The following is a 20,964-nucleotide window of genomic DNA, read 5'->3' as shown; positions in this document are numbered from 1 at the left end:
CGCGGCGAGAAGTTAGGTAAGCATGCCCTAACAGAACGATGCTAGAACGCGAATGCGTCGCTCAGTGTCGCGGGAGCGACGACTTGTGTCGCAGAACCGACAACGACGGCCGGACGCGCCGTGGGGCGTCAGCGCCAATACAGCTGATGGGCGGCGTCGGCCTGCACGCGTGCGACGTGCTGGCGGGGCGTGAGCCCGAAACGTTCCTTGAACGCGGCGGAGAATGCACTCGTCGTCGCGTAGCCGCAGCGATGGGCGGCGGCGCCGATGGGGGTACCGTCGACGATCAGGCGCGCGCCGAGAGTCATCCGCACTCCCGCGCGCCACCGCCCGAAGCTCATGCCGACGTCGTTCTGGAAGATGCGCAGGACCGTGCGCTCGTGGAGCCCGTGCGCCAGGAACAACTCGACGGCACCTCGCGGATCGCCGGGGTCAGCGAGCACGGCCTGTACGAGCGGGGCGACGCGCTCGTCCGCGGGGATCGGCACCTCGCCCCATTCACTCGCGGCCTCCGGCAGCGGCTGCTGCAGCATCTCGATGAGCACTGACTGGATGCGCACGCGCAGGTCGGTGGGCATGTCGTTGATGCCGAGGTGGAGGAGCATCTCCTGCACCGCACGCGGCACCAGCACGCGGGTGATGTCGTCGATCGGGGTGAGCAGGGCCGAATCCGGGATGTACGTGTAGCACCCGGTCGAGTCGGGCTCATGGTGGGCGGTGTGCGGGGTGTTCGCGGGGATCCACACCCCCTGCCCCGGGGCCAGGCGCCACCGCGCGTCCTGCAGATGAACCCACACCGTGCCGCGGTAGCACCAGGCGAGCATCGGATCGGCATGGCTGTGTGGAGGAGAGAGCGGGCGGGGGCCGGTGTCTTCGGCGGTGACGACGCCCGTGCCCATCAGGTACGGCTCCGCCACGGTCGACGGATACGAGGGGCTCGCCGCCCAGTCGTCCTGCCGGTATGAGTTCATTCGCGCTCCGTGTGAGGGCCGCGTGTGCCGCCGCGGAGTGGATGCCGCGCGGCTCGCCGTACCCCGCAATGCTAGCCGGGCTGCAGCGGTCGGCATCGTGAGGCCCGATGATGGAGGTATGCCCTCCGCCCATCGTCCCGGTCTGCGGGTCTCGTCGGGTCTCACGATCCCCGAGGCCGAGCTGTCGTGGCGCTTCTCGCGGTCATCGGGCCCGGGAGGGCAGGGGGTGAACACCGCCGACTCGCGCGCGGAACTCGTGTGGGACGCGGCGAACTCCGCCGCACTCACTCCGTATCAGCGCGAGCGGCTCCTCGATCGGTTGAGCGGGCGCCTGGTCGACGGGGTCTTGACGATCGCCGCGTCCGAGCATCGTGCGCAGCTGCGCAATCGGGATGCGGCGCGGGATCGGCTCGTCGCGCTGGTGGCCGAGGCGCTGCGGCCGCCGGCCCCACCGCGGCGTCCCACCAAGCCGAGCCGTGGTTCGAAAGAGCGGCGACTGAAGGCCAAGCAGCGCCGCACCGACGTCAAGAGTCTGCGCCGCCGGCCCCGCGAGGACTGAGGCGCCGCCGCTCGCCGGATCACCGCGCCGTCAGAGGGTACGCCAGTCGTCGCTCGAGATGCTCGCTCCAGCCTGCGGCCCCATCTGCAGCATGCCGCCGTCGACGACGAGCGATGTTCCGGAGATGTAAGCCGCCTCCGGTGACGCGAGGAACGCGATGAGCGCGGCGACCTCGCGGGCGTCGCCGGGCCGCCCCAGGGGGATGCCCGGTCGATGCTCGGTGTGCGGGTCGGTGTCGGTCTGGCCGGTCATCGGGGTCGCGATCTCGCCCGGCGCCACGCTCACGGCGCTGATGCCGTGGGCGCCGAGTTCGAGTGCGAGATTCTTCATGAGTCCGTCCAGGCCGTGCTTCGCCGCGTCATAAGCACTCGAGCCGACCATCGGCTGGTGCGCGTGCACGCTCGTCACCGAGATCAATCGGCCACCGCGCTCCGCCGCGACCATCGCCCGCGCCGCATGCTGGAGGCAGATGAACGCGCCCGTGAGATCGGTGAGCAGCACGCGGTTCCAGTCGTCGAGGGTGAGATCGAGGAACGGTGTGCTCACGCCTGCTCCGGCGTTGTTCACGAAGACGTCGATACCGCCCAGCTCCACGATCAGCCCGTCGATCACCTCGCCTGAGCGCGGGATGTCAGTGACGTCGAGCTGTGCGACGACGGCGCGGGCGCCGTGGGTGCGCACCTCTTCCGCAGTCTCCTCCGCGCCGGCGCGGTCGGAGTGCCAGGTGACGCCGACGTCGATCCCCGCCGCGCCGAGCGCCACGGCGGTGGCACGACCGATCCCGGAGTCCGCCGCCGTCACGATCGCATGCCGGGGCTTCCTGTCGTGGTGGGCTTCGAGCATGTCCGCCTCCTCGTCGTTGTCCGGTCGACGGTAGGCGCAGTGTTCGTGCCGGGCGATCGGGTTGACGGAACGGATCCGCGACGCTAGCCGCGTCCGTTCCCGCGGAGGGCTAGATCAATTTCTCGAGCCGATGGTGATCATGCCTCGGGCTCGGTGATGGCTGCCTCGATCGGGCCCCACCCGCTGTCGAGCAGCCGGAAGCCCGCATCGACGGTCGCGAGGGGGTCGTCGCTGTCATTGACGAGCAGCTGCATCTGCAGCACGAACCGGGCGTAGACGCGGATCTCGGCCATCGGCTCGGCGAGACCGAGTTCGTCGGCGATGGCCTCGGCGAGGGCATCCTCGTGCCGGAGCCACATCTTCGCCGCGTAGTCGCGCAGTGCCGGGGTCTCGTTGAGGAAGCGCATGAAGATGCGCGTGACGTCGTTGCCGTGCTCATCGACGTTCGCGCGGAGCTCGGCGGCGTAGAAGTCGTGGATCGCCCGGTTGATCGTGGTGCCGGCCGGCCGGTCGCGCACGGCGGCCACCAGCCGGTCGCGCTGCTCGTCGTCCTCGTCGAAGACGAGGGCTTCCTTCTGTGGGAAGTGGGCGAAGACGGTGGTGGGGGAGACATCGGCGGCGTCGGCGACCTCGCGGATGCTCACGTTGTCGAAGCCGCGCTCGAGGAACATCATCGTCGCGACGTCGGAGATCGCCTTGCGGGTCGCGGCCTTCTTCCGTTCGCGGCGCCCGAGGGGCTCTGGGGTCCTCATGCTCCTCACTCTATCGTGAACCGACCACAAAACTGGCTTGACACCAAAAGTGGTATCGCTACACTTTCGGTATGACTTCACCCAACACCCTCACGCGTCGGGAACAGAACCGCGCCTGGATCATGCTCATCGTGCTGACGATGCTGACCGTCATCGGGATGACGGTCGTCCTCCCCGTCCTGCCCTTCGTCGTGCTGCAGTACGTCTCCCACGAGAGCGACCTCGCCATCTGGGTGGGAGTGCTCGAGGCGATCAACGGTCTCTGCGCCTTCCTGGCTGCTCCGTTCCTCGGGCGCCTCTCCGACCGCTTCGGCCGTCGACCCGTCATCATCGTCGCCGCGTTCGGGGCAGCGTTCTCGATGGCGCTGTTCGGCATCGGCGGTGCGATCTGGGTCCTCGTCCTCGCGCGGGTCATCCAGGGCCTGACGGCGGGCGACCTCCCGGCCCTCTTCGCCTATCTCGCCGACATCACCCCGCCCGAGCAGCGTGCCAAACGCTTCGGCATCCTCGGCGCGCTCTCCGGCATCGGCACCATGATCGGTCCGGCGATCGGTGGACTCCTGGCCACCGTGAGCCTCGAGCTGCCCGTCTTCCTCACCGCCGCCGTCGCCCTCACGATCGCGATCCTCAGCATCTTCCTGCTCCCCGAGAGCCTCAAGCCCGGCAACCGCATCACCACGATCACGCTGCGCGACGTGCAGCCGTTCGCCGTCTTCAAGGACGCGTTCGGCCGCAAGGAGCTGCGCGGGCTCATGATCGGCTTCGGACTGCTCGCTCTGCCGTTCGGGTTCTTCGTGAACAACTTCAGCGTGCTGGCCCTCGACTCGATCCAGTGGGGCCCGACGCAGATCGGACTCCTGACCGCGGCGGTCGGCATCATCGACATCCTCATCCAGGGCGTGCTGCTGGGTATCCTGCTCCCGCGCATCGGTGAGCGCGGAGTGATCGTGAGCGGCATCATCGCGCAGATGATCGGTCTGGCCGCACTCGCTGTCGTGGCATCGATCTTCGCCCAGCCGTGGGTGTTCATCGTGGGCGCCCTCATGCTCGCCGCGGGCCAGGGCGCGTCGCAGGCCGCGATGGACGGTGCCATGTCGAACGCCGTCGGCGACGACGAGCAGGGGTGGCTCGGCGGTGCCACCCAGTCGCTGAACGCGGCTATGGGCACGGTAGCTCCGCTCATCGCGGGTGGACTCTATGCGCTGGTCAGCCCCGCCGCCCCGTACTGGCTCGGCGTCGGGCTCATGATCATCGCCGTGATCGTCGTCAGTCGCGCCCACATCGCGAATGCCGCCAAGCGTCCGGCGCACGACACCACCGGCGGTGAGGTCGAGTTCGCGGATGCGGTGGGCTGACGGAGCAACTCGTCAGCGGAGTCGGACTGACCCGCGACGCGCGTCAGTCCGACTCCGGTGCGTTGGCCCCCGGGCGCGGGAGTTCCCGCAGTCGCGCGATCGCGGCGAGCAGTTCCGCCGGCGAGGTGCCGAGGTCCCCGAGAGCCTCGGCAGCTGCCGCACTGAATCCGCCGGTATCGATGGGCAGGCGGGCGACGTTCGTGACGAGCGCCTTCTCGTTCGTGATCCAGTTGCCGGCGGCCGCATGCCAGGCGTGCGCGGTGAGCATGGTCGTCGTTGTCCCGCACAGTGCCACATAGGCGACATCACCGGACTTCGCGCCCTTCATCGCCGCGTTCAGCAGGAAGTCGACCTGCCAGAGGTTCGCGAGGAATGCATCCCTCAGCGCCTCCGGGTAGGGGGTCACGCGGCGGGCTAGATCGACCAGGAGCCCTTCCGGATCGCGCAGCGGCACGCTCGTGGCGACTTCGCCGGCATAGGCGACGTCGAGGAACCCGAGCGGATGCCCCGGCTGGGCGTGGAAGGCGAACTCGCCCCTCGCGGCGCGAGCGCACTGCTCCGCCACCCGGTCCACGTCGCGGAAGATGAGGTCGACCGGCACGCCGTCGACGGTCAGCCAAGCGCCGCCGTCGACCCACGGTCCCCATCCGCCGCGTTCGGCGACCTCGACCGAGGTGCCCGTCCAGCTGCTCGCCAGTCGGGCGATCCCCGCGTGGTCGACGTCCGCGTCGACGTAGAGACCCAGATCGATGTCGGAGTCCGGCCGGTGTGTACCCCGAGCCCGGCTGCCTCCCAGCGCGACGGCACGCACACCGGGCACGGCGGAGAGTTCATCGGCCATCGAACGGAGGCGTTCTTCATCGAGCATGTCAGTCCTTCCCGCCGCCCCGCACGAGTTCGAGCCCGGCCCCCGCGAACTGCCGCAGCGTGGCATCCGGCAGGAACGCCCGCGTGAGCGCGCCGCCGATGCGGGTGAGGTCGCTCTCGTCGCGGAACAGGAGGTACATGGTCTCGTAGCGCGGGTGGAACTTCTGCTTGAAGCGGTGCAGCGAGCCGAAGCCGTAGACCGGCTCCAGGGCATCCGCGAGGCGGTCACTCAGCGCGGCGATCACGCCGGCGTCCGGCGGATAGTCGTGGGCGAGGGGAGCGCCGGAGAGCGACATGATCTCGGCCCCCTCCTCGGAGAACTGCTTGGCGGAGGAGCCGATGAGGTATTCCATCACCGGGCCGAACCCGCCGTCGCGGCGGCGCATCAGATCGAGCGTCCACCCGCGCACCGCGCCGTCGCCGCCGTACACGGGCAGCCACGAGAGGAAGCCATCGATGTCGCCGTTGGGTGCGACGGCCAACGCGAGTCGCACCTCGGGGTCCTCCGCCTCATCGAGCGTGCCGAGGGTGAAGCGCATCTCGGGCAGATCCTTGTCGCCGACCCAGGCCTCGGAGATCGCACGCAGCTGCTGCTGCACGCCCCACGACTCGGACTTCAGGTGCGTCATCCGGAAGGTCATGTCCTCGCGGCCGGCCTTGTTGAGCGAGGTCCGCACCGAGTTCCACCGCTTGCCCGTGAACTCGAGCCCCGGCAGGTCGACGATCGTGTCGTCGGCCACGACGATGCTGCGCCAGGTCGAGGGCGCCGCGGCGCGTGTGGCTTCGTCGGCGCTGAAGAAGCACGGCACGAGACCCGCCTGCTCGGCGGTGCGGATGAACTCCGTCACGGCCTCGGCGCGAGCGTCCGCCGGTCCGATCGGATCCGCCAGCGCCAGGGCGACGCCGTTGCGCCGCTGGTACGCGACCATGCCCCCGGTCACGCGCGCGTAGCTGTTGCCGTCCCAGGTCGTCATCCACGACAACGTCCCTCCGCCATGCGTGCGCAGCTCCTTCTTCATGTCCTCGGCCGCGGGGGAGGGCTGGATGCCGAGCTTCGTCTTGCGCCGGGCCCTGAACGCCCGGCGCACCCAGATGAGGTAGACGAGGATCAGCAGCCACAGGAAACCGCTTGCGAGCGCGAGCTCCGTCTCGCCGTCGATGCGCGTCTCCAGAGCTGCTTCGCTCGTGCTGATGATGAGTGCCAGGATGAGCGCCGCCCCCAGCGCGTTGAGAGAGCCGAGGATGATCGCCAGCACCCACGACCAGCGCCGCCCGCGCCGCAGTCCGTTCGTTATGAGGAGAATCACTGCCGCGTCGATCGCGGTGTCGATGAACCCGCCGGAGACCGGCTCCGTCGGTCCGAAGGGCCCGTCCGTCGGCACCAGGATCGTGATGATCTCGACGGCGCCGAGGACGAGGATCGCGATCACGGCGATGAGCCTCTGCTCGCGGACCGTGGTGTGACGCACCCGGAGGGTGCGGTCGGCGACCAGGATCAGCAGCACGGCCAACAGGTGCTCGAGGTCGGCGAGCTTGCCCCAGAACAGCATCGCGATGAACACGAAGCCGAGCAGGATCAGCCAGCCGCGAACCCGCCACGGCGGGCGGAAGAGGCCGACGGCTGCGGCGATGCAGGCCATGGTCCCACCGGATGCTCCGACGTCGAGCGCCTGTGCCTGGGTCGTGGCCCACTCCCAGGGGAACTGCGAGAGCACGAGGAGCAGGAGCGCGGTGGCGAAGATCGCGAACAGCTGACCGATCCAGTAGTAGGCGAGTGCCACGCGCGATCCGCGTCGGAACTCCAGGTATGCCATGCCCCAGAAGCCGGCGATCGTGAACAGGTAGACCCACGGCTGGTTCACGAAGAAGGTGCCCGTCAGCGGCGTCCACCACTTGCCGTCGACGAGGTTCGGCAGGCCGTAGGCCACGGTCTGGAACAGCTTCGTGTCCTCGAACGGCGCCCAGAGCCCGCTCCAGGCCACGCCGACGACGAGGATCAGCAGCACCATGGTCAGCGTCGCCGGGATGCGGCGGACGACGGCGATGGCCGGGTGGGGCGTGGGGGAGCGCTCCTCAGTCATGCGCTCAGCGTAGCGATGGCGTTCACGCGCCGGGAGTGGTGCGCCGCGGAGCGTAGTGACTCCACGCTCGACGGAAGCCGAATCCGCCGAAGAACATGAACCCCGCGGCGTACAGCAGCCCGGTGGCGACGCCGACACCCACCGCCCACCCCAGGGCCCCGCCCGAGGCGACGACAGCACAGCCGATGAGCAGTCCGGCGACGCACGCGTTCACGACGATCAGCAGCATGACAGAGCTGCCGAGGAGGATGCTCACGCTCCGGCGCCTGAGAAACGAGTAGGTCTGCTTCATCCCGGCTGGATCGTCATACGTCGACGCCAGGAAGATCTCCTCGACCTGCGGATCGAGATCGACGTAGGCTCCGCGGAGTCGGTTCATCGCGACGACGTACATCATGTCCTCCTCGGACACGTTCATCACGCGCACCTGCGTCATGAACCCGATGAGGGTCAGGAACGCGAGGATGGCGAGGGAAGCACCGCCGAACCAGCCGGCGAAGCGCGACGCCTGACCGAGGAGTCCGATCGTCACGAGTCCCGCCGACACCAGGGTGAGGAAGATCGTGATGCGCGTGAGCACTTCGCTCTGCGCCGTACTGCGTGCGGCGAGCAGCCCCCAGTGCTCGGTGGCGAGGATCTGCGCGCGCCGACCGAGCGCCGCATCCGATTCCGCGGGTACGGCGCGTGTGCCCTCGACCTCGTGGTCCGATACAGGTGCCGGTTCCGGCTCCGGCTCGTCCGGCGGTGAGCCAGCGCTCATACCGTCATTGTGCTCCGCGGGAGCGCTCGGCGACAGGGGCAGAGCGAGCCGCCGCGCGTCGAATGCTATTCGCCGCGCAGCACCCGGCGCAGGTCCGCGATCTCGTCGTTCGTCATGCCGCCGCTGCGCAGGTAGCCGGCGACATCTCCGTGGTTCGCGTCGATCCACTCCAGGGCCGCCTCGATCGCCGACGCAGGAGATTCCGTTGCGAGTGTCTTGAGAGCCGGGGTGAGGGGGACACCGAGGGAGGTGATGAGCCCGGTGAGCGCTTCGGCAAAGCCGAGCGCGAGGTTCTTCTCGGTCTGCGTGTAGTCCGCGACGATCGCCTCGCGCGGCACCTCGGCCACCGACAGCAGGATCGCTGCTGCGAGTCCGGTGCGATCCTTGCCCGCGGTGCAGTGGAACAGCACTCCGGGGTGGTCGGTGCGAGAGGCATCGAGCACGGTGCGCGCCACCGTCGCGAACTGCACGGCGCTGGCCTCGAGGATCGCTACGTACAGCCCTTCCAGCGTCGGCACCTGCTTGAGCACGTCGGCGACCTGGGTAACCGACAGGCTGGCGCCGCTCGCTGCGGGAAGCAGCTGCTTGACCATCTCGTCCATGGCCCCGCCCTGCATCGGCAGGGGCAGCAGGGTGACGCTGCCGTCTGCGGGAAGCCGGTCCGCCGCGCGAGTGCGCTCACCGTCGGTGCGCAGGTCGATCACGGTGCCGATCCGCATGTCGACGAGTTCGCGCAGCCCTTCATCGGTGAGCGCGGCGAGCGCGTCCGAGCGGAAGAGGAGGCCGGAGGCAAGCGTTCCTCCGCCGGTGAGCGGGAGCCCGGAGAGCTCTCGAGCGTTGTGCGTCCCCTGCAGAATCGACGTCAGTTCCATGGTCGTCCGGGCCCTCTCCCTGATTTTGGTCTCAGCGTATCGGGCGCGCAGCCGAGACCCCGGCTTCTCGCCGAGACCCCCTCGTGTTGCGGTGCGCACGGCGGGGTCTCGGCGTCAGGCCGGGGTTTCGACAGTGTCAGAGGCGCGCGGACTCAGCCGTTGACGGCCTTATCGATCGCCTGCTCGAGGTCGTCCCACTCCTGCAGCTCGACCTTCCGGCCGTCGACGAAGAACGACGGGGTGCTGCTCACCTCGAGCTTCTCGCCGTCGCTCTTGTCGGCCTGCACGCGTTCCGCGGTGGCGGGATCGGCGATCGCGGCGTCGTACGCGTCCATGTCGAGGCCGAGGTCCTCGGCGAAGCCGCGGAACACCTCGGGGGTCTCTTCCGGCTGTCCACCCCACTGCCCCTGGGTCTCGAACAGCCGGTGATACATGTCCTCGAATCGGTCCTGCTGCGCCGCGGCCTCGGCGGCGAGGGCGGCCTGCGTGGAGTTGATGTGCCCCGGCAGCGGGAAGTAGCGGACGACGTAGGTGATCTCGCCGTCGAACTTCCCGCGCAGCTCCTCGACGATCGGGTAGAACGCCCCGCACGCCTCGCACTCGAAGTCGAGGAACTCGACCACGGTGACGGCGCCCTCGCCGCCGTCGTCGAGCACGTGCGAATCGGTGCGGACGGTCGGCCGCTCCTCGCCTTCGGGTGGCGCGGTGGCCGCCTGCTGGTTGAGGGCGAACACGATGCCGACGATCAGCAGCACGATGGCGACGGCGATGACGATCAGGGTTGCTTTGACAGAGTTCTTCATGGGGTCTCCAGACACAGGGGTACGACGGGGAAGGGTGCCGCGCGAGGCGGTTCGATGCACGCGTCGTGGATCAGGTGCGGGAGATCGAGAGCTGTGTGAGGGAGAGAGCGGGGACGACGATGCGCGGGCCGGCTCGGCTCGGCGACGTCCGGCGGGGAGCGCGGGTGACGAGGGGCCGGGAGCCCTGGCCCCGATGCCGAAGGAACAGCAGCACCAGCGCGACACCGCACAGCACGGCGAGCACGCACACGCCGATGTCGGAGGAGAGCACGTCGATGGCGGTCGCGCTGTCGGCGCCACTCTCGGCGGCTGCGGTGTCGGTCGAGGCCGAGACGCCGGACGCGAGGCAGAGCGTGGCGTGCACATCGGCCGGCCCGTGCGAGCTGGACCAGGCGCCGATGACGAGCAGGAGCGCGAGGCCGACGGCGGTGATCGCCCGGGCGACCAGCATCCGATCAGCCCGCGCTCGCGGCAGCGGATCCGGCGATGAGGGCAGCATTTCCCGCGCAGTCTAGCAACGGCGCCTCTGCCTCTCCGGGGCCCGTGCGTCGCTGACCCGCCTACACTGGAGGGGTGGCGAGACTACTGATCGTCGGCGGCTTCCTCGCCGCCGTGTTCTGGGTGTACAGCATCGTCGATTGCGCAGTGCAGCCGGCGACGCGGCACCGTGGTGTGTCCAAGGCCGCCTGGATCGCGATCGTGGTGCTCCTCCCCGTGATCGGTGGAATCCTCTGGTTCGTGATCGGTCGGCGCCGTGCGAACGACAGCGGGGTGCGCCCCGTCATCGCGCCGGATGACGACCCGGCGTTCCTGCGCAGCATCAGCAAGACCGAGCAGGATGCGCGCATCCGCCGCCTCGAAGAGGAGCTGGCCCGTCTGGACGAGGAGACCGACGAGCCTCCCGCCTCGGACCCGCGCCCGTGACGTCGTCGCCGGCGATGGATGCCGCGGCGTCCCTGCTCGCCGACCTGGTCGCGCACGGTGTGCGCGACATCGTGCTGTCCCCGGGGTCGCGATCGCAGGCGCTCGCGCTCGCTGCCGCGCGCTTCGCCGACGACGGGCACGTACGGTTGCACGTGCGCATCGATGAACGGGTCGCCGGTTTCACCGCACTCGGGATCGCCCGGGAGGCGGGTGTGCCCTCCGCGGTGATCTGCACCTCGGGCACGGCCGTCGCCAACCTCCTTCCCGCTGTGCTGGAGGCGTTTCACTCCGGTGTGCCGCTGCTGCTGCTGACCGCCGATCGCCCACCCGAGCTGCGCGGCGTCGGCGCGAATCAGGCGACGCTCCAGGAGGGACTCTTCCACCCCTGGGTGCGAGATCAGGTCGATGCCCCCGTGCCGGGAGAGGACGACTGGGAAGGACTCGCCGAGCGCGCCGTGACGGCCGCGATGGGTGTGCGCGAGGTCGACGGTGCTTTGCCCGGTGTCGCAGGACCCGTGCACTTGAACCTCCCCGCCAGGGAGCCGCTCTCGGGCGCCCTCTCCGCGGTCGCCGTCACTCCCGGCGAGGTGCCGGCTCAGCCCGCGGCGGAGTCGTTCGAACTCGAGCGTGGTCCGCGGACGGTCGTGATCGCCGGCGCCGACGCGGGCGCCGGCGCCGAGGAGATCGCCTATGCGGGCGGCTGGCCGTTGATCGCCGAGATCGTCAGCGGCGCGCGGTTCGGGCGACAGCTCGTGCACGGGTACCGCCGTCTGCTGTCGCGCGAAGACCTCGGCGGTCGGATCGAGCGCGTCGTCGTGCTCGGGCATCCGACGCTCAGTCGTGAGACAGCAGCCCTCCTCTCGCGAGCAGATGTCGACGTGATCGCGGTGCGCCGCGGAGGGGAGGAGCTGAACCTCAACCACCGCACCCGTGCCGTCAGCGCCGTGTCCGTCGCGCCCGGACCCGCCGATCGTGCCTGGCTCGGTGGATGGCTTCAAGCCTCGGCCGCCGAGGTCGTCGACCTGAGCGAGAACGCGCCCGACCCCGACGGTCTGGCCTCCACGGACTTCGCCGCCCGCAGAGAAGCCGTCAGAGCCGAGCTCGATGCCGTCCGTCGTCCGCTCGACCGCGCGCTCCTGGTCGATGCCGTGTGGCGGGCGACCTGGCCCCACGACCGGCTCGTGTTCGGTTCGTCGCGGCTGGTGCGCGTGGCCGACCAGGTGCTCGGCGGCAAGAAGGTGCCCGTGCACGCCAACCGCGGGCTCGCCGGGATCGACGGCACGATCGCGACGGCGACCGGCATCGCGCTCGCCAGCCAGGCGGCCGGAGCCCCCGGGGTGACGAGGGTGCTGCTGGGCGACCTCGCCTTCCTGCACGACGTCGGTGCGCTGCTGCTGCCCCCGGATGAGACCGAGCCCCGGCTCCAGGTCATCGTCGGCAACGACGGCGGTGGCACCATCTTCGATTCCCTGGAGGTCGCAGGGTCCGCGCGTCCTGCCGACCTCGATCGGGCGTTCTACACGCCGCACATCGTGCGCCTGGAGCAGCTCGCCCTGGCCTACGGGTGGGAGTACCAGAGGGTCACGACCCGCACCGCGCTCGACCAGGCGCTGACATCCCCGCGCGGTGGCCGTCAGATCATCGAGGTCCCGCTGCCGCGTTGACTGGCAGTATGTGCGTATGGACGCGCACACCTGGACGCAGACGCTGCGAGTGGGCGAGGGATTCCGCCTCGCCGACCTCGACCCCGACACCAAGCCCGGATACGTCGGCGGCAAGTCGCACGGTGCACGCGACCTCGCGGCAGGGCTCGAGAAGCTGAACGACCTGCAGGAGCGACTGTTCGCCGAGAGCCGGGTCGGTGAGGCGAACGATGCCGTGCTGCTGGTCCTGCAGGCGATGGACTCGGCCGGCAAGGGCGGAATCGTGCGGCATGTCGTCGGCGGTGTCGATCCGCAGGGCGTCGCGCTCGCCGCGTTCAAGGCGCCGACGCCCGAGGAGCGCAGCCACGACTTCCTCTGGCGCGTCGAGAAGCGTCTGCCGGAGCCGGGATTCATCGGCGTCTTCGACCGCTCCCACTACGAAGACGTCCTGATCGGGAAGGTCCGCGAGCTGGCGGACGCCCCGGAGATCGAGCGCCGCTACGACGCCATCAACGAGTTCGAGGCCCGTGTCGCGGCATCCGGCACCCGCATCATCAAAGTCATGCTGCACATCTCGCCGGAGGAGCAGAAGGATCGGCTCATGGAGCGGCTCGAACGCCCCGACAAGCACTGGAAGTACAACCCCGGCGATGTCGACGAGCGGATGCTGTGGCCGCAGTACATGCAGGCGTATCAGACCGTCTTCGACCGCACCTCCACTGACGCGGCTCCGTGGCACGTGATCCCGGCGAACGCCAAGTGGTACGCCCGCCTCGCGGTGCAGGAGCTGCTGCTCGCGGCCCTGGAGGACATCGACCCGCAATGGCCGGTCGCCGACTTCGACGTCGAGGCCGAGAAGAAGCGTCTCGCCGCGAGCTGAGCCGGCTCAGGCCAGCGCGTCGACCAGCGGCCGGAACTTCACCCGCGTCTCGAGCAGTTCGCTCTCGGGGTCGGAACCCGCGACGATCCCGGCGCCGGCGTATGCGGTCACCCCGATCTCGCCCGAGCCCGCCGTGAACTGGGCGCAGCGCAGCGCGATCGCCCACTCGCCGTTGCCCGCGGCGTCCACCCAGCCGACCGGGCCGGCGTAGCGTCCGCGGTCGAAGGGCTCGAGGTCCCGGATGGCGGCGATGGCCGCGGGGGTCGGGGTGCCGGCGACGGCGGCCGTCGGATGCAGCACCTGCACCAGGTCGAGCGCCGACTCGCCGTCTGCGAGCTCGCCCTCGACGTCGGTCGCGAGGTGGAAGAGGTTCGGCAGCTTCAGCAGGAACGGCTGCTCGCTGGCGGCCAGTGCCCGGGTGTGGGAGCGCAGGGCGGCGAGCACGCTCTGCACGGCGTACTGGTGCTCGTCGAGATCCTTCGTGCTCGAGGCGAGGTGGGAGGATGCCGCGGTGTCGGCATCCGTGTCCGCCCCGCGGCCGATGGTGCCGGCGAGCACACGAGCGGTCACGGTCCCGTCGTGCACCGTGACGAGGGTCTCCGGGCTCGCGCCGATCAGCCCGTCCACCGCGAAGGCCCAGGTGTCGGGGTAACCGGTCGACAGGGCGCGCACGAGTCGGCGCAGGTCCGACCCTGCCGGGATGCTGCCAGTGAGGTCCCGGGCGAGCACGACCTTGCTCAGCTCCCCGTCGGCGATGCGGCCGAGCGCTCGGCGCACCGAGTCCTGGTACCCCTGCGGGCTCTGGGCTCCCGGTCCCACCGTGCCGGCCCAGTGCGGGCCGTACGGCTGCGTGGCGAACGCCTCGTCGGCGGCGGGCGATCCGGCGAGCCGGATGCGAGTCTCCCAGAAGTGATCGCCGTGACGCCCGAGTACCTGACTCGGCACGACGAGCACACTGTCCGCTGCCGATTCCTCGTCGAACGTGAACGCGCCGAACGCCACCAGCCCGCTGCCGGGCAGGCCCACGGGGTCGGCGATCTCGGCCTGGGCGGTCATCTCGCGCCACAGGGCCGCGAGCACGGCGGTGCGTGACTCTCCGGCGCCTGCAGGAGGGCGGATCTCGGCCAGCGGTTCCCCCACAGCGACGATGCCGTCTCCGCGGCGCAGCCAGGCGAGCGGTCGGGCGGGATCCGCGTAGGCGAGGAGGTCTTCGACCGGATCGATCTCTCGGGTCTCCACGACCAGGTGGGTGGTGTGCACGCATCCAGCCTATGCCGCACAGGAGCCACGGATCCGCGCGGTCGTAGGGTGAACGGATGAGCGACGCACGCCCCGCACCCGGCACCGAGATGGTCTTCCAGTGGCGCAAGTGGGATGGGTCGCCGCACTGGCGGCACGAGTGCGTGTATCTCGGCGCCGATGAGTGGGGCGACTGGATCGGGCAGCCGGTGGGCTGGCACAGCTTCCGACCGGGCGCCGAGTTCCGCGCGGGAGGTCCCAACGTCACACTCGTTCCGGCGAGCGGCGATCACGCCGTGACGGTGAACCGTCGCCACCGCCGCGGCATGCGCATCTACATCGACCTCGGTTGGGACATCCACTGGTCCGACGACCCGCTCCTCGCGACCGGCATCGACATGGATCTCGATGTCGTGCGCGTGTCCGGCACCCGCGGCACCTGGGTCGACGACCGCGATGAGTGGGCGGAGCACAGCGCCCGCTACGGCTATCCCGCCGACGTCATGGAGCACCTCGAGACGCTCGCGCTCGACCTCGAGGAGCGGGTCCGCGCGCAGGTCGCACCGTTCGACGATGCCACGGCCGATCCGTGGCTCGACCGCCTCGAAGCCCTGGGCCTCGCGCCTAGACTGAACGCGTGACTTCGAACGAGAAGAACCGCGCCGATCTCGGCAAGGACCCCGACCGCGTCAGCGGCATGTTCGACCAGGTCGCCGCCGGGTACGACCGGACCAACACGGCCATGACCTTCGGCAACGACGTGCTGTGGCGCGCGGCGACCACCCGTGCGGTCGCCCCGAAGCCGGGGGAGCGGATCCTCGACCTCGGCGCCGGCACCGCGTCGTCGTCGGCATCTCTCGCGCGGAGCGGTGCCGAGGTGGTCGCGGCCGACTTCTCACCCGGGATGCTGGCCGAGGGGGAGCGTCGCCACGGAGCGATGCGCAACCTGTCCTTCGTGCAGGCGGATGCCACGGCGCTGCCGTTCGCGGATGCCGAGTTCGACGCGGTCACGATGTCGTATGCGCTGCGCAACGTCAACGACCCGAAGAAGGCACTGAGCGAGTTGTACCGGGTGACCAAACCCGGTGGCCGGCTCGTGATCAACGAGTTCTCCACACCCCCGGGCAAGCTGTTCCGCGGTGCGTACCGCTTCTACAACGCGCAGGTGCTGCCCAGGGTCGCCCGGGTGGCGGGCACCAACGGCGACGCGTACGACTATCTGAACGAGTCGATCCGCGAGTGGCCCGACCAGAAGAAGCTGTCGGCCTGGATCCGCGAGGCGGGCTGGAGCGATGTGGCCTACCGCAACCTCACGTTCGGCATCGTGGCACTGCACCGAGCGCGCAAGCCCGCGTGAGCGCCTCGCACGCAACTGCGGCATCCCGGCGCAGGTAGGCTGGGACCGTGACTTCGAGCCCCATCGCCCCGGGTTCGCGGCTGGCGAGCCGTCTGGGGTTCAGCGACCGCGTCTTCATCGGCCCTGCCGCACGCAAGGTCGCCCGCGCGATCGAAGACGGCCTCGAGCTCGTCGAGACCGGCCTCGCGGAAGACGTCCGCGTCGCCGACCCGCTCGCCGACGCCGCCAGCCGCTACCTGTACGAGGCTGGTGGCAAGCGCATCCGCCCCGTGCTCACGCTCCTCGCCGCTCAGCTCGGCGACGGCAACACCTCCGAGGTGATCGATGTCGCCAAGGCGCTGGAGATCACGCACCTGGGCTCGCTCTATCACGACGACGTCATGGACGGCGCCGACCGCCGTCGCGGCGTGCCGGCGGCACATGCGGTGTGGGGCAACAACATCGCCATCCTCACGGGCGACATCCTCTTCTCCCGCGCCAGCCAGCTGATGTCCCGGCTCGGTGAACGCGCGATCCGGCTCCAGGCCGACACGTTCGAGCGCCTGGTCCTCGGTCAGATGCACGAGACCCTCGGTCCGCAGCAGGATGACGACCCGATCGCGTTCTACATCCAGGTGCTCGCCGACAAGACCGGCTCGCTCATCGCCGCCGCCACGCAGGGCGGTGTGATCTTCTCCAACGCGCCGAGCGAGTACGAGGAGCCGCTGCGCGTGTACGGCGAGAAGATCGGCGTCGCGTTCCAGCTGCTCGACGATGTGATCGACCTGTCGGCCAAGCCCGAAGAGACCGGGAAGGTGCCCGGCACGGATCTGCGGGCGGGCGTGCCGACCATGCCGTACCTGCTGCTGAAGGCCGAGTCCGATGACGCCGCCGTCCACCTCGCTGCGCGCATCGACGACGGGGTGGCACTCATCGCCGATGGCGCAGACCCGTCGATCCTCGACGGCCCCCTCGACGAGCTGCGCGATCACCTGGTGACGCAGAAGACCCTCGAGCTCGCGCACGCGTGGACGCGGGATGCCGTCGATGCGCTCGCACCGCTGCCGCGTGGCACCGTGCGCGAGGCACTGACCCGATTCGCAGAGACCCTCGCCGAACGCTCCAGCTGACTGCTCGCGGCCTTCGGGTCGCGCGCCGGTTGCGTCGGCATATGAAAGGACCTCCCATGACCAAGCTCAGACTGGCCATCGTCGGTGCGGGCCCCGCCGGCATCTATGCTGCGGACATCCTGCTGAAGGCCGAGCGCAAGTTCGACGTCTCGATCGACCTCTTCGAGCAGCTCCCTGCTCCGTACGGACTCGTCCGCTACGGAGTCGCCCCCGATCACCCCCGCATCAAGGGCATCGTCAACGCGCTGCGAGACGTGCTCGACCGTGGGGACATCCGCCTGTTCGGCAACGTGCGCTTCGGTGAGGACCTCACCCTCGACGACCTGAAGAAGCACTACAACGCCGTCATCTTCGCGACGGGAGCGATCCGCGACACGTCGATGGAGATCCCCGGCATCGATGCCGTCGCCTCCTACGGCGCCGCCGACTACGTCAGCTGGTTCGACGGACACCCCGACGTGCCGCGCGAGTGGCCGCTGGATGCCGCATCCGTCGGAGTGCTCGGCAACGGCAACGTGGCACTCGACGTCGCGCGCATGCTCGCCAAGCACGCCGAGGACCTGCTCGTCACCGAGGTGCCGGCCAACGTCTACGAGGGACTCAAGGCCAGCGAGATCACCGACGTGCATGTCTTCGGTCGCCGTGGCCCGGCGCAGGTCAAGTTCACGCCGCTGGAGCTCCGCGAGCTCGGTGAGCTGCGCGATGTCGACATGGTCGTCTACGACGAGGACTTCGACTACGACGAGGCCTCGAAGGATGCCGTCGCCAGCAACAAGCAGGTCATGGTCATCGACCGCATCCTGCAGTCGTGGCGCAAGCGCGATTCCGTGAACAACGCCGGGGGCGCGGCTTCGCGTCGTCTGCATCTGCACTTCTGGGCGCGGCCGGTCGAGGTGCGCAAGGACGAGAACGGCCGCGTCGCGGCACTGGTCTACGAGCGCACGCAGCCCGACGGGCAGGGCGGTGCTGTGGGAACCGGTGAGCTGCGCGAGGTGCCGATCCAGGCGCTCTACCGCGCGATCGGGTACTTCGGCTCGCCGTTGCCCGGGGTGCCCTTCGACAAGAAGCACGGTGTGATCCCGAACCGCGAGGGCCAGGTGCTCGCGAAGGACTCGAACGAGCGCGTTCCCGGCATCTACGCGACCGGGTGGATCAAGCGCGGCCCGGTGGGTCTGATCGGGCACACCAAGTCCGACGCGATGGAGACCGTGCGGCACATCATCAACGACCAGGGCTCCTGGTGGCACCCGGAAGATCCGTCCGAGGAGTCCGTCGTCGAACTGCTGCAGGAGCGCGGCGTTCGCTGGACCGACCTGGACGGATGGCACCGTCTCGACGAGCACGAGATCTCCCTGGGGGCGCCCGAGGAGCGCGCCCGCGTCAAGGTGGTCCCGCGCGACGAGATGGTGCGCGTCTCCCGCGGCGAGTAGCCGGTTCGCCTCCACTGCTCGGGAGTCGGCTAGCCTGGCGACGACGGGGGAGGAAGGCATGACCGAATGGATCCCGGATGTTCTCGGCGATGAGTTCCAGCAGCTGACCCTCGATCTCGGTTCCGATGAGCAGGGTCCGGTGGTGGCGACCCTCGTTCGAGCGCTTCCTGCCGAGCCGGACCTCTGGAAGCGCATCCGCGGTCGATGGCCGCTGCTCGACGGCGTCGACGTGCTCTACGTGCACGGGTGGTCGGACTACTTCTTCCAGAAGCGGCTCGCGCGTTTCTGGACCTCGCGCGGGGCCCGCTTCTTCGCTCTCGATCTCCGCAAGTACGGCCGCAGCCTTCGCGACGGGCAGACGCCGGGGTACGTCGCCGACCTCGCCACCTACGACGAAGACATCGGTGCGGCATTGGATGCCATGGGTCGAGGCAAGGGGGGAACCGAGTCCGCTCGGCGCCTGGTGCTGCTCGGCCACTCGACGGGCGGGCTCACGCTGAGCCTGTGGGCGTCACGGCATCCGGATGCGGCGGACGCTGTGATCCTGAACAGCCCCTGGCTGGAGTTCCAGTTCGCGCCGGCTCGGGCGGCGATCGCGCCCATGGTGGAGCTGCAGGCGCGGATCCGACCGATGGAGGCGGCGCCGCAGGTCGACCTCGGTTTCTACACCCGTGCACAGCAGGAGGTCGCCGATCCCGATGATCCGATGGAGGTGAATCCGCTCTGGCGCCCGGCACAGACCATGGCCGTGTACGCGGGCTGGCTGCACGCGATCCTCTCCGGACACAAGACCGTGGCGGCAGGGTTGGCGATCACGGCTCCGGTGTGCGTGCTGCTCTCTTCGCGGTTCGTTCCGCCGACGCGGTGGTCGGACGAGCTCACCGCCGCTGATTCCGTGCTCGTCGTCGACGACATCGCGCGCGCGGCGCTGCGTCTCGGGACGAGCGTCACGGTGGAGCGCATCGACGGTGCGCTGCACGATGTCTTCCTCTCACGCCATGACGCGCGCGAGGATGCCTATCGACGTCTGGAGCGCTGGGTCACGGGCTGGCGAGCGGCGACCTGAGCTCGCGTCACAGGTAGTACATCGTCCGGACGAGGCGCTCCGCTTCGTCGCCGTCCCCACTGCGGACAGCTGCTGCGAAGGCGACGTACACCTCGCGCATGCGGGCGCGATCAGCCCGGGGAACGACCCAGTCGCGGAGGTTGCGGAACAGGACCATGCTCGCGTCTTCCATCAGCGTGCGATGCTGCGCGTTGCCGCTCCGATCCCCGAGATACGAGAACACGGCCCAGCGGGCGTCCGAAGTCGTCTCCGCTTTCTCGAGGGATTCGCGCATCCCGGCGACGAGCCGGACGACGTGATCGCGTTGCGCATCGCTGATCCGCGGCACGGCCAGCCGCGCGGCGATCCCCGCCTGATACCCCGCGAACTCGATGGACTGCGCGATCGTCTCCGAGGTCACCTCGGTCACCTCGGTGTACCGGCTCGGATACATCGTCACCATCCCCAGCCGCTCCAGACGCTGAAGCGCTTCGCGGACGGGAGTTCGCGACACGTGCAGCTCCTCGGCCACGTCCACGTCGCGGATGCGTTCGCCGGCCTCGAGCGTGCCCTCGATGATCTGTCTGCCCAGGTGGTGGAACACCTCTTCAGCCAGAAGCTGCTTGCTCTCGCCGACACTCGTCGATCCGATAATGCTCATGGACCTGCCCCCAGTTGCCCTTCATTTCCCGAGCATCCCCATGATTCGGCCCGGGTGGGCCACCACATCATGAGTCGCGTCGGTTTCCAACACGATCTACGCCTGTCGTCGCGTGTGGGGGCACACGGCTGTCGGCGACCTTTCCAGTCTTGGCCACTCGGGCCCATATTCCGGTATGCGATCCTACTGCTCCGCCCTGGAAGACCGAAGTCGCGCCCGTGGGCAGACGAAAGGCCCCACTCGGTCGTGCGCCGAGTGGGGCCTTTCGTGCAGGTGGGAGACTCGCCTAGCGGTAGTTGATGAACTGCAGGTCGAGATCGAGGTCGGCGCCCTTCAGAAGGGCGATGACCGACTGCAGATCGTCGCGGCTCTTGGATTGCACGCGCAGCTCGTCGCCCTGGATCTGGCTCTTGACGCCCTTGGGCCCCTCGTCGCGGATGATCTTGTTGATCTTCTTCGCGTTCTCCGAGGAGATGCCGTCCTTGAGCGTCGAGACGATGCGGAACTCCTTGCCGCTGGCGAACGGGTCGCCCGACTCGAGGCTCTTCAGCGAGATGCCGCGCTTGATGAGCTTGGACTGGAACACGTCGAGGACGGCCTTCGCCCGCTCCTCGGTGTTCGCGATGATGAGGATGCTCTCGCCGCTCCAGGCGATCGATGCGCCGGTGCCCTTGAAGTCGTAGCGCTGCTCGATCTCCTTGCGGGCCTGGTTCAGGGCGTTCTCGGCCTCCTGATGGTCGACCTTCGAGACGATGTCAAATGAGCTGTCTGCCATGGTTTCATCCTACTCAGGGGCTCAGTGCGTACACATTG

The 20,964-nt window shown here is 69.3% G+C and carries 22 protein-coding genes; 10 read left to right on the top strand and 12 right to left on the bottom strand.

Translation table 11 applies throughout. The annotated features are described in order from the left end of the window. Positions 1-128: 128 nt before the first annotated feature. On the bottom strand, positions 129-971 hold the full coding sequence (locus tag ACFC14_RS01545) for a helix-turn-helix domain-containing protein (protein ID WP_376100771.1): 843 nt from the start codon (positions 969-971) through the stop codon (positions 129-131). A 118-nt stretch (positions 972-1,089) separates the two neighbouring features. Between ACFC14_RS01545 and arfB the strand changes: the two genes are divergently transcribed. Further along, the gene (gene arfB, locus ACFC14_RS01540; RefSeq protein WP_376100769.1) at positions 1,090-1,530 is read left to right on the top strand and encodes an alternative ribosome rescue aminoacyl-tRNA hydrolase ArfB; all 441 of its coding nucleotides are present in this window, start codon (positions 1,090-1,092) and stop codon (positions 1,528-1,530) included. Between the two features lie 30 nt (positions 1,531-1,560). On the opposite strand, the gene ACFC14_RS01535 is transcribed toward arfB, so the two are convergent. Next, positions 1,561-2,373 carry an SDR family oxidoreductase gene (locus ACFC14_RS01535; RefSeq protein ID WP_376100767.1) on the bottom strand — a complete coding sequence of 271 codons (813 nt, stop codon included), beginning with the start codon at positions 2,371-2,373 and terminating at the stop codon, positions 1,561-1,563. Between the two features lie 137 nt (positions 2,374-2,510). After that, on the bottom strand, positions 2,511-3,125 hold the full coding sequence (locus ACFC14_RS01530) for a TetR/AcrR family transcriptional regulator (protein WP_376100765.1): 615 nt from the start codon (positions 3,123-3,125) through the stop codon (positions 2,511-2,513). A gap of 71 nt (positions 3,126-3,196) precedes the next feature. Here ACFC14_RS01530 and tet(42) point away from each other — a divergent pair, with 71 nt between their 5' ends. Beyond that, positions 3,197-4,480, top strand: a complete 1,284-nt coding sequence (tet(42), locus tag ACFC14_RS01525; protein WP_376100763.1) for a tetracycline efflux MFS transporter Tet(42) — start codon at positions 3,197-3,199, stop codon at positions 4,478-4,480. Positions 4,481-4,523: 43 nt separating this feature from the next. Here the strand turns inward: tet(42) and ACFC14_RS01520 are convergent, their stop codons facing one another. The 6 genes from ACFC14_RS01520 to ACFC14_RS01495 all read right to left on the bottom strand — a co-directional run bounded on the left by ACFC14_RS01520 (position 4,524) and on the right by ACFC14_RS01495 (position 10,362). Continuing rightward, positions 4,524-5,348, bottom strand: coding sequence for a nucleotidyltransferase domain-containing protein (locus ACFC14_RS01520; protein WP_376100761.1), 825 nt, complete (start codon positions 5,346-5,348; stop codon positions 4,524-4,526). 1 nt (position 5,349) lies between these two features. Further along, the gene (locus ACFC14_RS01515; RefSeq protein WP_376100759.1) at positions 5,350-7,428 is read right to left on the bottom strand and encodes a bifunctional lysylphosphatidylglycerol flippase/synthetase MprF; all 2,079 of its coding nucleotides are present in this window, start codon (positions 7,426-7,428) and stop codon (positions 5,350-5,352) included. A 22-nt stretch (positions 7,429-7,450) separates the two neighbouring features. Beyond that, positions 7,451-8,188: a hypothetical protein gene (locus ACFC14_RS01510; protein ID WP_376100757.1), complete on the bottom strand. Its 738-nt coding sequence runs from the start codon at positions 8,186-8,188 to the stop codon at positions 7,451-7,453. Between the two features lie 65 nt (positions 8,189-8,253). Beyond that, a complete protein-coding gene (locus ACFC14_RS01505; protein ID WP_376100755.1) occupies positions 8,254-9,060 on the bottom strand; it encodes a tyrosine-protein phosphatase in 807 nt (268 codons plus the stop codon). Positions 9,061-9,212: 152 nt separating this feature from the next. Next, complete coding sequence (locus tag ACFC14_RS01500) at positions 9,213-9,863, bottom strand: DsbA family protein (RefSeq protein WP_376100753.1); 651 nt, start codon at positions 9,861-9,863, stop codon at positions 9,213-9,215. Positions 9,864-9,933: 70 nt separating this feature from the next. Continuing rightward, positions 9,934-10,362, bottom strand: coding sequence for a hypothetical protein (locus ACFC14_RS01495; RefSeq protein WP_376100751.1), 429 nt, complete (start codon positions 10,360-10,362; stop codon positions 9,934-9,936). A 74-nt stretch (positions 10,363-10,436) separates the two neighbouring features. Here ACFC14_RS01495 and ACFC14_RS01490 point away from each other — a divergent pair, with 74 nt between their 5' ends. The 3 genes from ACFC14_RS01490 to ACFC14_RS01480 are packed head-to-tail and all read left to right on the top strand — an operon-like array spanning position 10,437 to position 13,310. Continuing rightward, positions 10,437-10,787 carry a PLD nuclease N-terminal domain-containing protein gene (locus ACFC14_RS01490; RefSeq protein ID WP_136041333.1) on the top strand — a complete coding sequence of 117 codons (351 nt, stop codon included), beginning with the start codon at positions 10,437-10,439 and terminating at the stop codon, positions 10,785-10,787. A 14-nt stretch (positions 10,788-10,801) separates the two neighbouring features. Further along, complete coding sequence (gene menD / locus ACFC14_RS01485) at positions 10,802-12,451, top strand: 2-succinyl-5-enolpyruvyl-6-hydroxy-3-cyclohexene-1-carboxylic-acid synthase (RefSeq protein WP_376107054.1); 1,650 nt, start codon at positions 10,802-10,804, stop codon at positions 12,449-12,451. A 16-nt stretch (positions 12,452-12,467) separates the two neighbouring features. Continuing rightward, complete coding sequence (locus ACFC14_RS01480; protein WP_376100749.1) at positions 12,468-13,310, top strand: PPK2 family polyphosphate kinase; 843 nt, start codon at positions 12,468-12,470, stop codon at positions 13,308-13,310. Between the two features lie 6 nt (positions 13,311-13,316). On the opposite strand, the gene ACFC14_RS01475 is transcribed toward ACFC14_RS01480, so the two are convergent. Next, complete coding sequence (locus ACFC14_RS01475) at positions 13,317-14,570, bottom strand: isochorismate synthase MenF (protein ID WP_376100747.1); 1,254 nt, start codon at positions 14,568-14,570, stop codon at positions 13,317-13,319. 56 nt (positions 14,571-14,626) lie between these two features. Here ACFC14_RS01475 and ACFC14_RS01470 point away from each other — a divergent pair, with 56 nt between their 5' ends. From ACFC14_RS01470 to ACFC14_RS01450, 5 genes are read left to right on the top strand one after another with little or no spacing between them, the layout of a single operon-like run. Next, positions 14,627-15,190, top strand: a complete 564-nt coding sequence (locus ACFC14_RS01470; RefSeq protein WP_376100745.1) for a hypothetical protein — start codon at positions 14,627-14,629, stop codon at positions 15,188-15,190. Continuing rightward, on the top strand, positions 15,187-15,906 hold the full coding sequence (locus ACFC14_RS01465; RefSeq protein ID WP_376100743.1) for a class I SAM-dependent methyltransferase: 720 nt from the start codon (positions 15,187-15,189) through the stop codon (positions 15,904-15,906). The genes ACFC14_RS01470 and ACFC14_RS01465 overlap by 4 nt, the downstream gene beginning before the upstream one ends. A 47-nt stretch (positions 15,907-15,953) precedes the next feature. Further along, complete coding sequence (locus ACFC14_RS01460) at positions 15,954-17,015, top strand: polyprenyl synthetase family protein (protein ID WP_376100741.1); 1,062 nt, start codon at positions 15,954-15,956, stop codon at positions 17,013-17,015. A 56-nt stretch (positions 17,016-17,071) separates the two neighbouring features. Then, positions 17,072-18,445 (top strand): FAD-dependent oxidoreductase, encoded by a 1,374-nt coding sequence (locus ACFC14_RS01455; protein ID WP_376100739.1) that lies wholly within the window; start codon positions 17,072-17,074, stop codon positions 18,443-18,445. Between the two features lie 58 nt (positions 18,446-18,503). Continuing rightward, complete coding sequence (locus tag ACFC14_RS01450) at positions 18,504-19,511, top strand: alpha/beta hydrolase (RefSeq protein WP_376100737.1); 1,008 nt, start codon at positions 18,504-18,506, stop codon at positions 19,509-19,511. A 7-nt stretch (positions 19,512-19,518) separates the two neighbouring features. Here the strand turns inward: ACFC14_RS01450 and ACFC14_RS01445 are convergent, their stop codons facing one another. Both ACFC14_RS01445 and ACFC14_RS01440 read right to left on the bottom strand, forming a co-directional pair. Continuing rightward, positions 19,519-20,151: a GntR family transcriptional regulator gene (locus tag ACFC14_RS01445; RefSeq protein ID WP_376100735.1), complete on the bottom strand. Its 633-nt coding sequence runs from the start codon at positions 20,149-20,151 to the stop codon at positions 19,519-19,521. A 286-nt stretch (positions 20,152-20,437) separates the two neighbouring features. After that, positions 20,438-20,926 carry a YajQ family cyclic di-GMP-binding protein gene (locus tag ACFC14_RS01440; RefSeq protein WP_017829222.1) on the bottom strand — a complete coding sequence of 163 codons (489 nt, stop codon included), beginning with the start codon at positions 20,924-20,926 and terminating at the stop codon, positions 20,438-20,440. Positions 20,927-20,964 lie beyond the last annotated feature (38 nt).

The organism is Microbacterium sp. NPDC055988, assembly GCF_042269505.1.
Taxonomy (GTDB): domain Bacteria; phylum Actinomycetota; class Actinomycetes; order Actinomycetales; family Microbacteriaceae; genus Microbacterium.
The sequence above is the reverse complement of the archived record's forward strand: the minus strand, read 5'-3'. Positions and strand labels throughout refer to the sequence as shown.

Coding starts and splice junctions, on each gene's coding strand:
- ACFC14_RS01545 (WP_376100771.1), bottom strand. CDS start 971: ATGAACTCATACCGGCAGGACGACTGGGCGGCGAGCCCCTCGTATCCG.
- arfB (WP_376100769.1), top strand. CDS start 1,090: ATGCCCTCCGCCCATCGTCCCGGTCTGCGGGTCTCGTCGGGTCTCACG.
- ACFC14_RS01535 (WP_376100767.1), bottom strand. CDS start 2,373: ATGCTCGAAGCCCACCACGACAGGAAGCCCCGGCATGCGATCGTGACG.
- ACFC14_RS01530 (WP_376100765.1), bottom strand. CDS start 3,125: ATGAGGACCCCAGAGCCCCTCGGGCGCCGCGAACGGAAGAAGGCCGCG.
- ACFC14_RS01520 (WP_376100761.1), bottom strand. CDS start 5,348: ATGCTCGATGAAGAACGCCTCCGTTCGATGGCCGATGAACTCTCCGCC.
- ACFC14_RS01515 (WP_376100759.1), bottom strand. CDS start 7,428: ATGACTGAGGAGCGCTCCCCCACGCCCCACCCGGCCATCGCCGTCGTC.
- ACFC14_RS01510 (WP_376100757.1), bottom strand. CDS start 8,188: ATGAGCGCTGGCTCACCGCCGGACGAGCCGGAGCCGGAACCGGCACCT.
- ACFC14_RS01505 (WP_376100755.1), bottom strand. CDS start 9,060: ATGGAACTGACGTCGATTCTGCAGGGGACGCACAACGCTCGAGAGCTC.
- ACFC14_RS01500 (WP_376100753.1), bottom strand. CDS start 9,863: ATGAAGAACTCTGTCAAAGCAACCCTGATCGTCATCGCCGTCGCCATC.
- ACFC14_RS01495 (WP_376100751.1), bottom strand. CDS start 10,362: ATGCTGCCCTCATCGCCGGATCCGCTGCCGCGAGCGCGGGCTGATCGG.
- menD (WP_376107054.1), top strand. CDS start 10,802: ATGGATGCCGCGGCGTCCCTGCTCGCCGACCTGGTCGCGCACGGTGTG.
- ACFC14_RS01480 (WP_376100749.1), top strand. CDS start 12,468: ATGGACGCGCACACCTGGACGCAGACGCTGCGAGTGGGCGAGGGATTC.
- ACFC14_RS01470 (WP_376100745.1), top strand. CDS start 14,627: ATGAGCGACGCACGCCCCGCACCCGGCACCGAGATGGTCTTCCAGTGG.
- ACFC14_RS01455 (WP_376100739.1), top strand. CDS start 17,072: ATGACCAAGCTCAGACTGGCCATCGTCGGTGCGGGCCCCGCCGGCATC.
- ACFC14_RS01450 (WP_376100737.1), top strand. CDS start 18,504: ATGACCGAATGGATCCCGGATGTTCTCGGCGATGAGTTCCAGCAGCTG.
- ACFC14_RS01445 (WP_376100735.1), bottom strand. CDS start 20,151: ATGAGCATTATCGGATCGACGAGTGTCGGCGAGAGCAAGCAGCTTCTG.
- ACFC14_RS01440 (WP_017829222.1), bottom strand. CDS start 20,926: ATGGCAGACAGCTCATTTGACATCGTCTCGAAGGTCGACCATCAGGAG.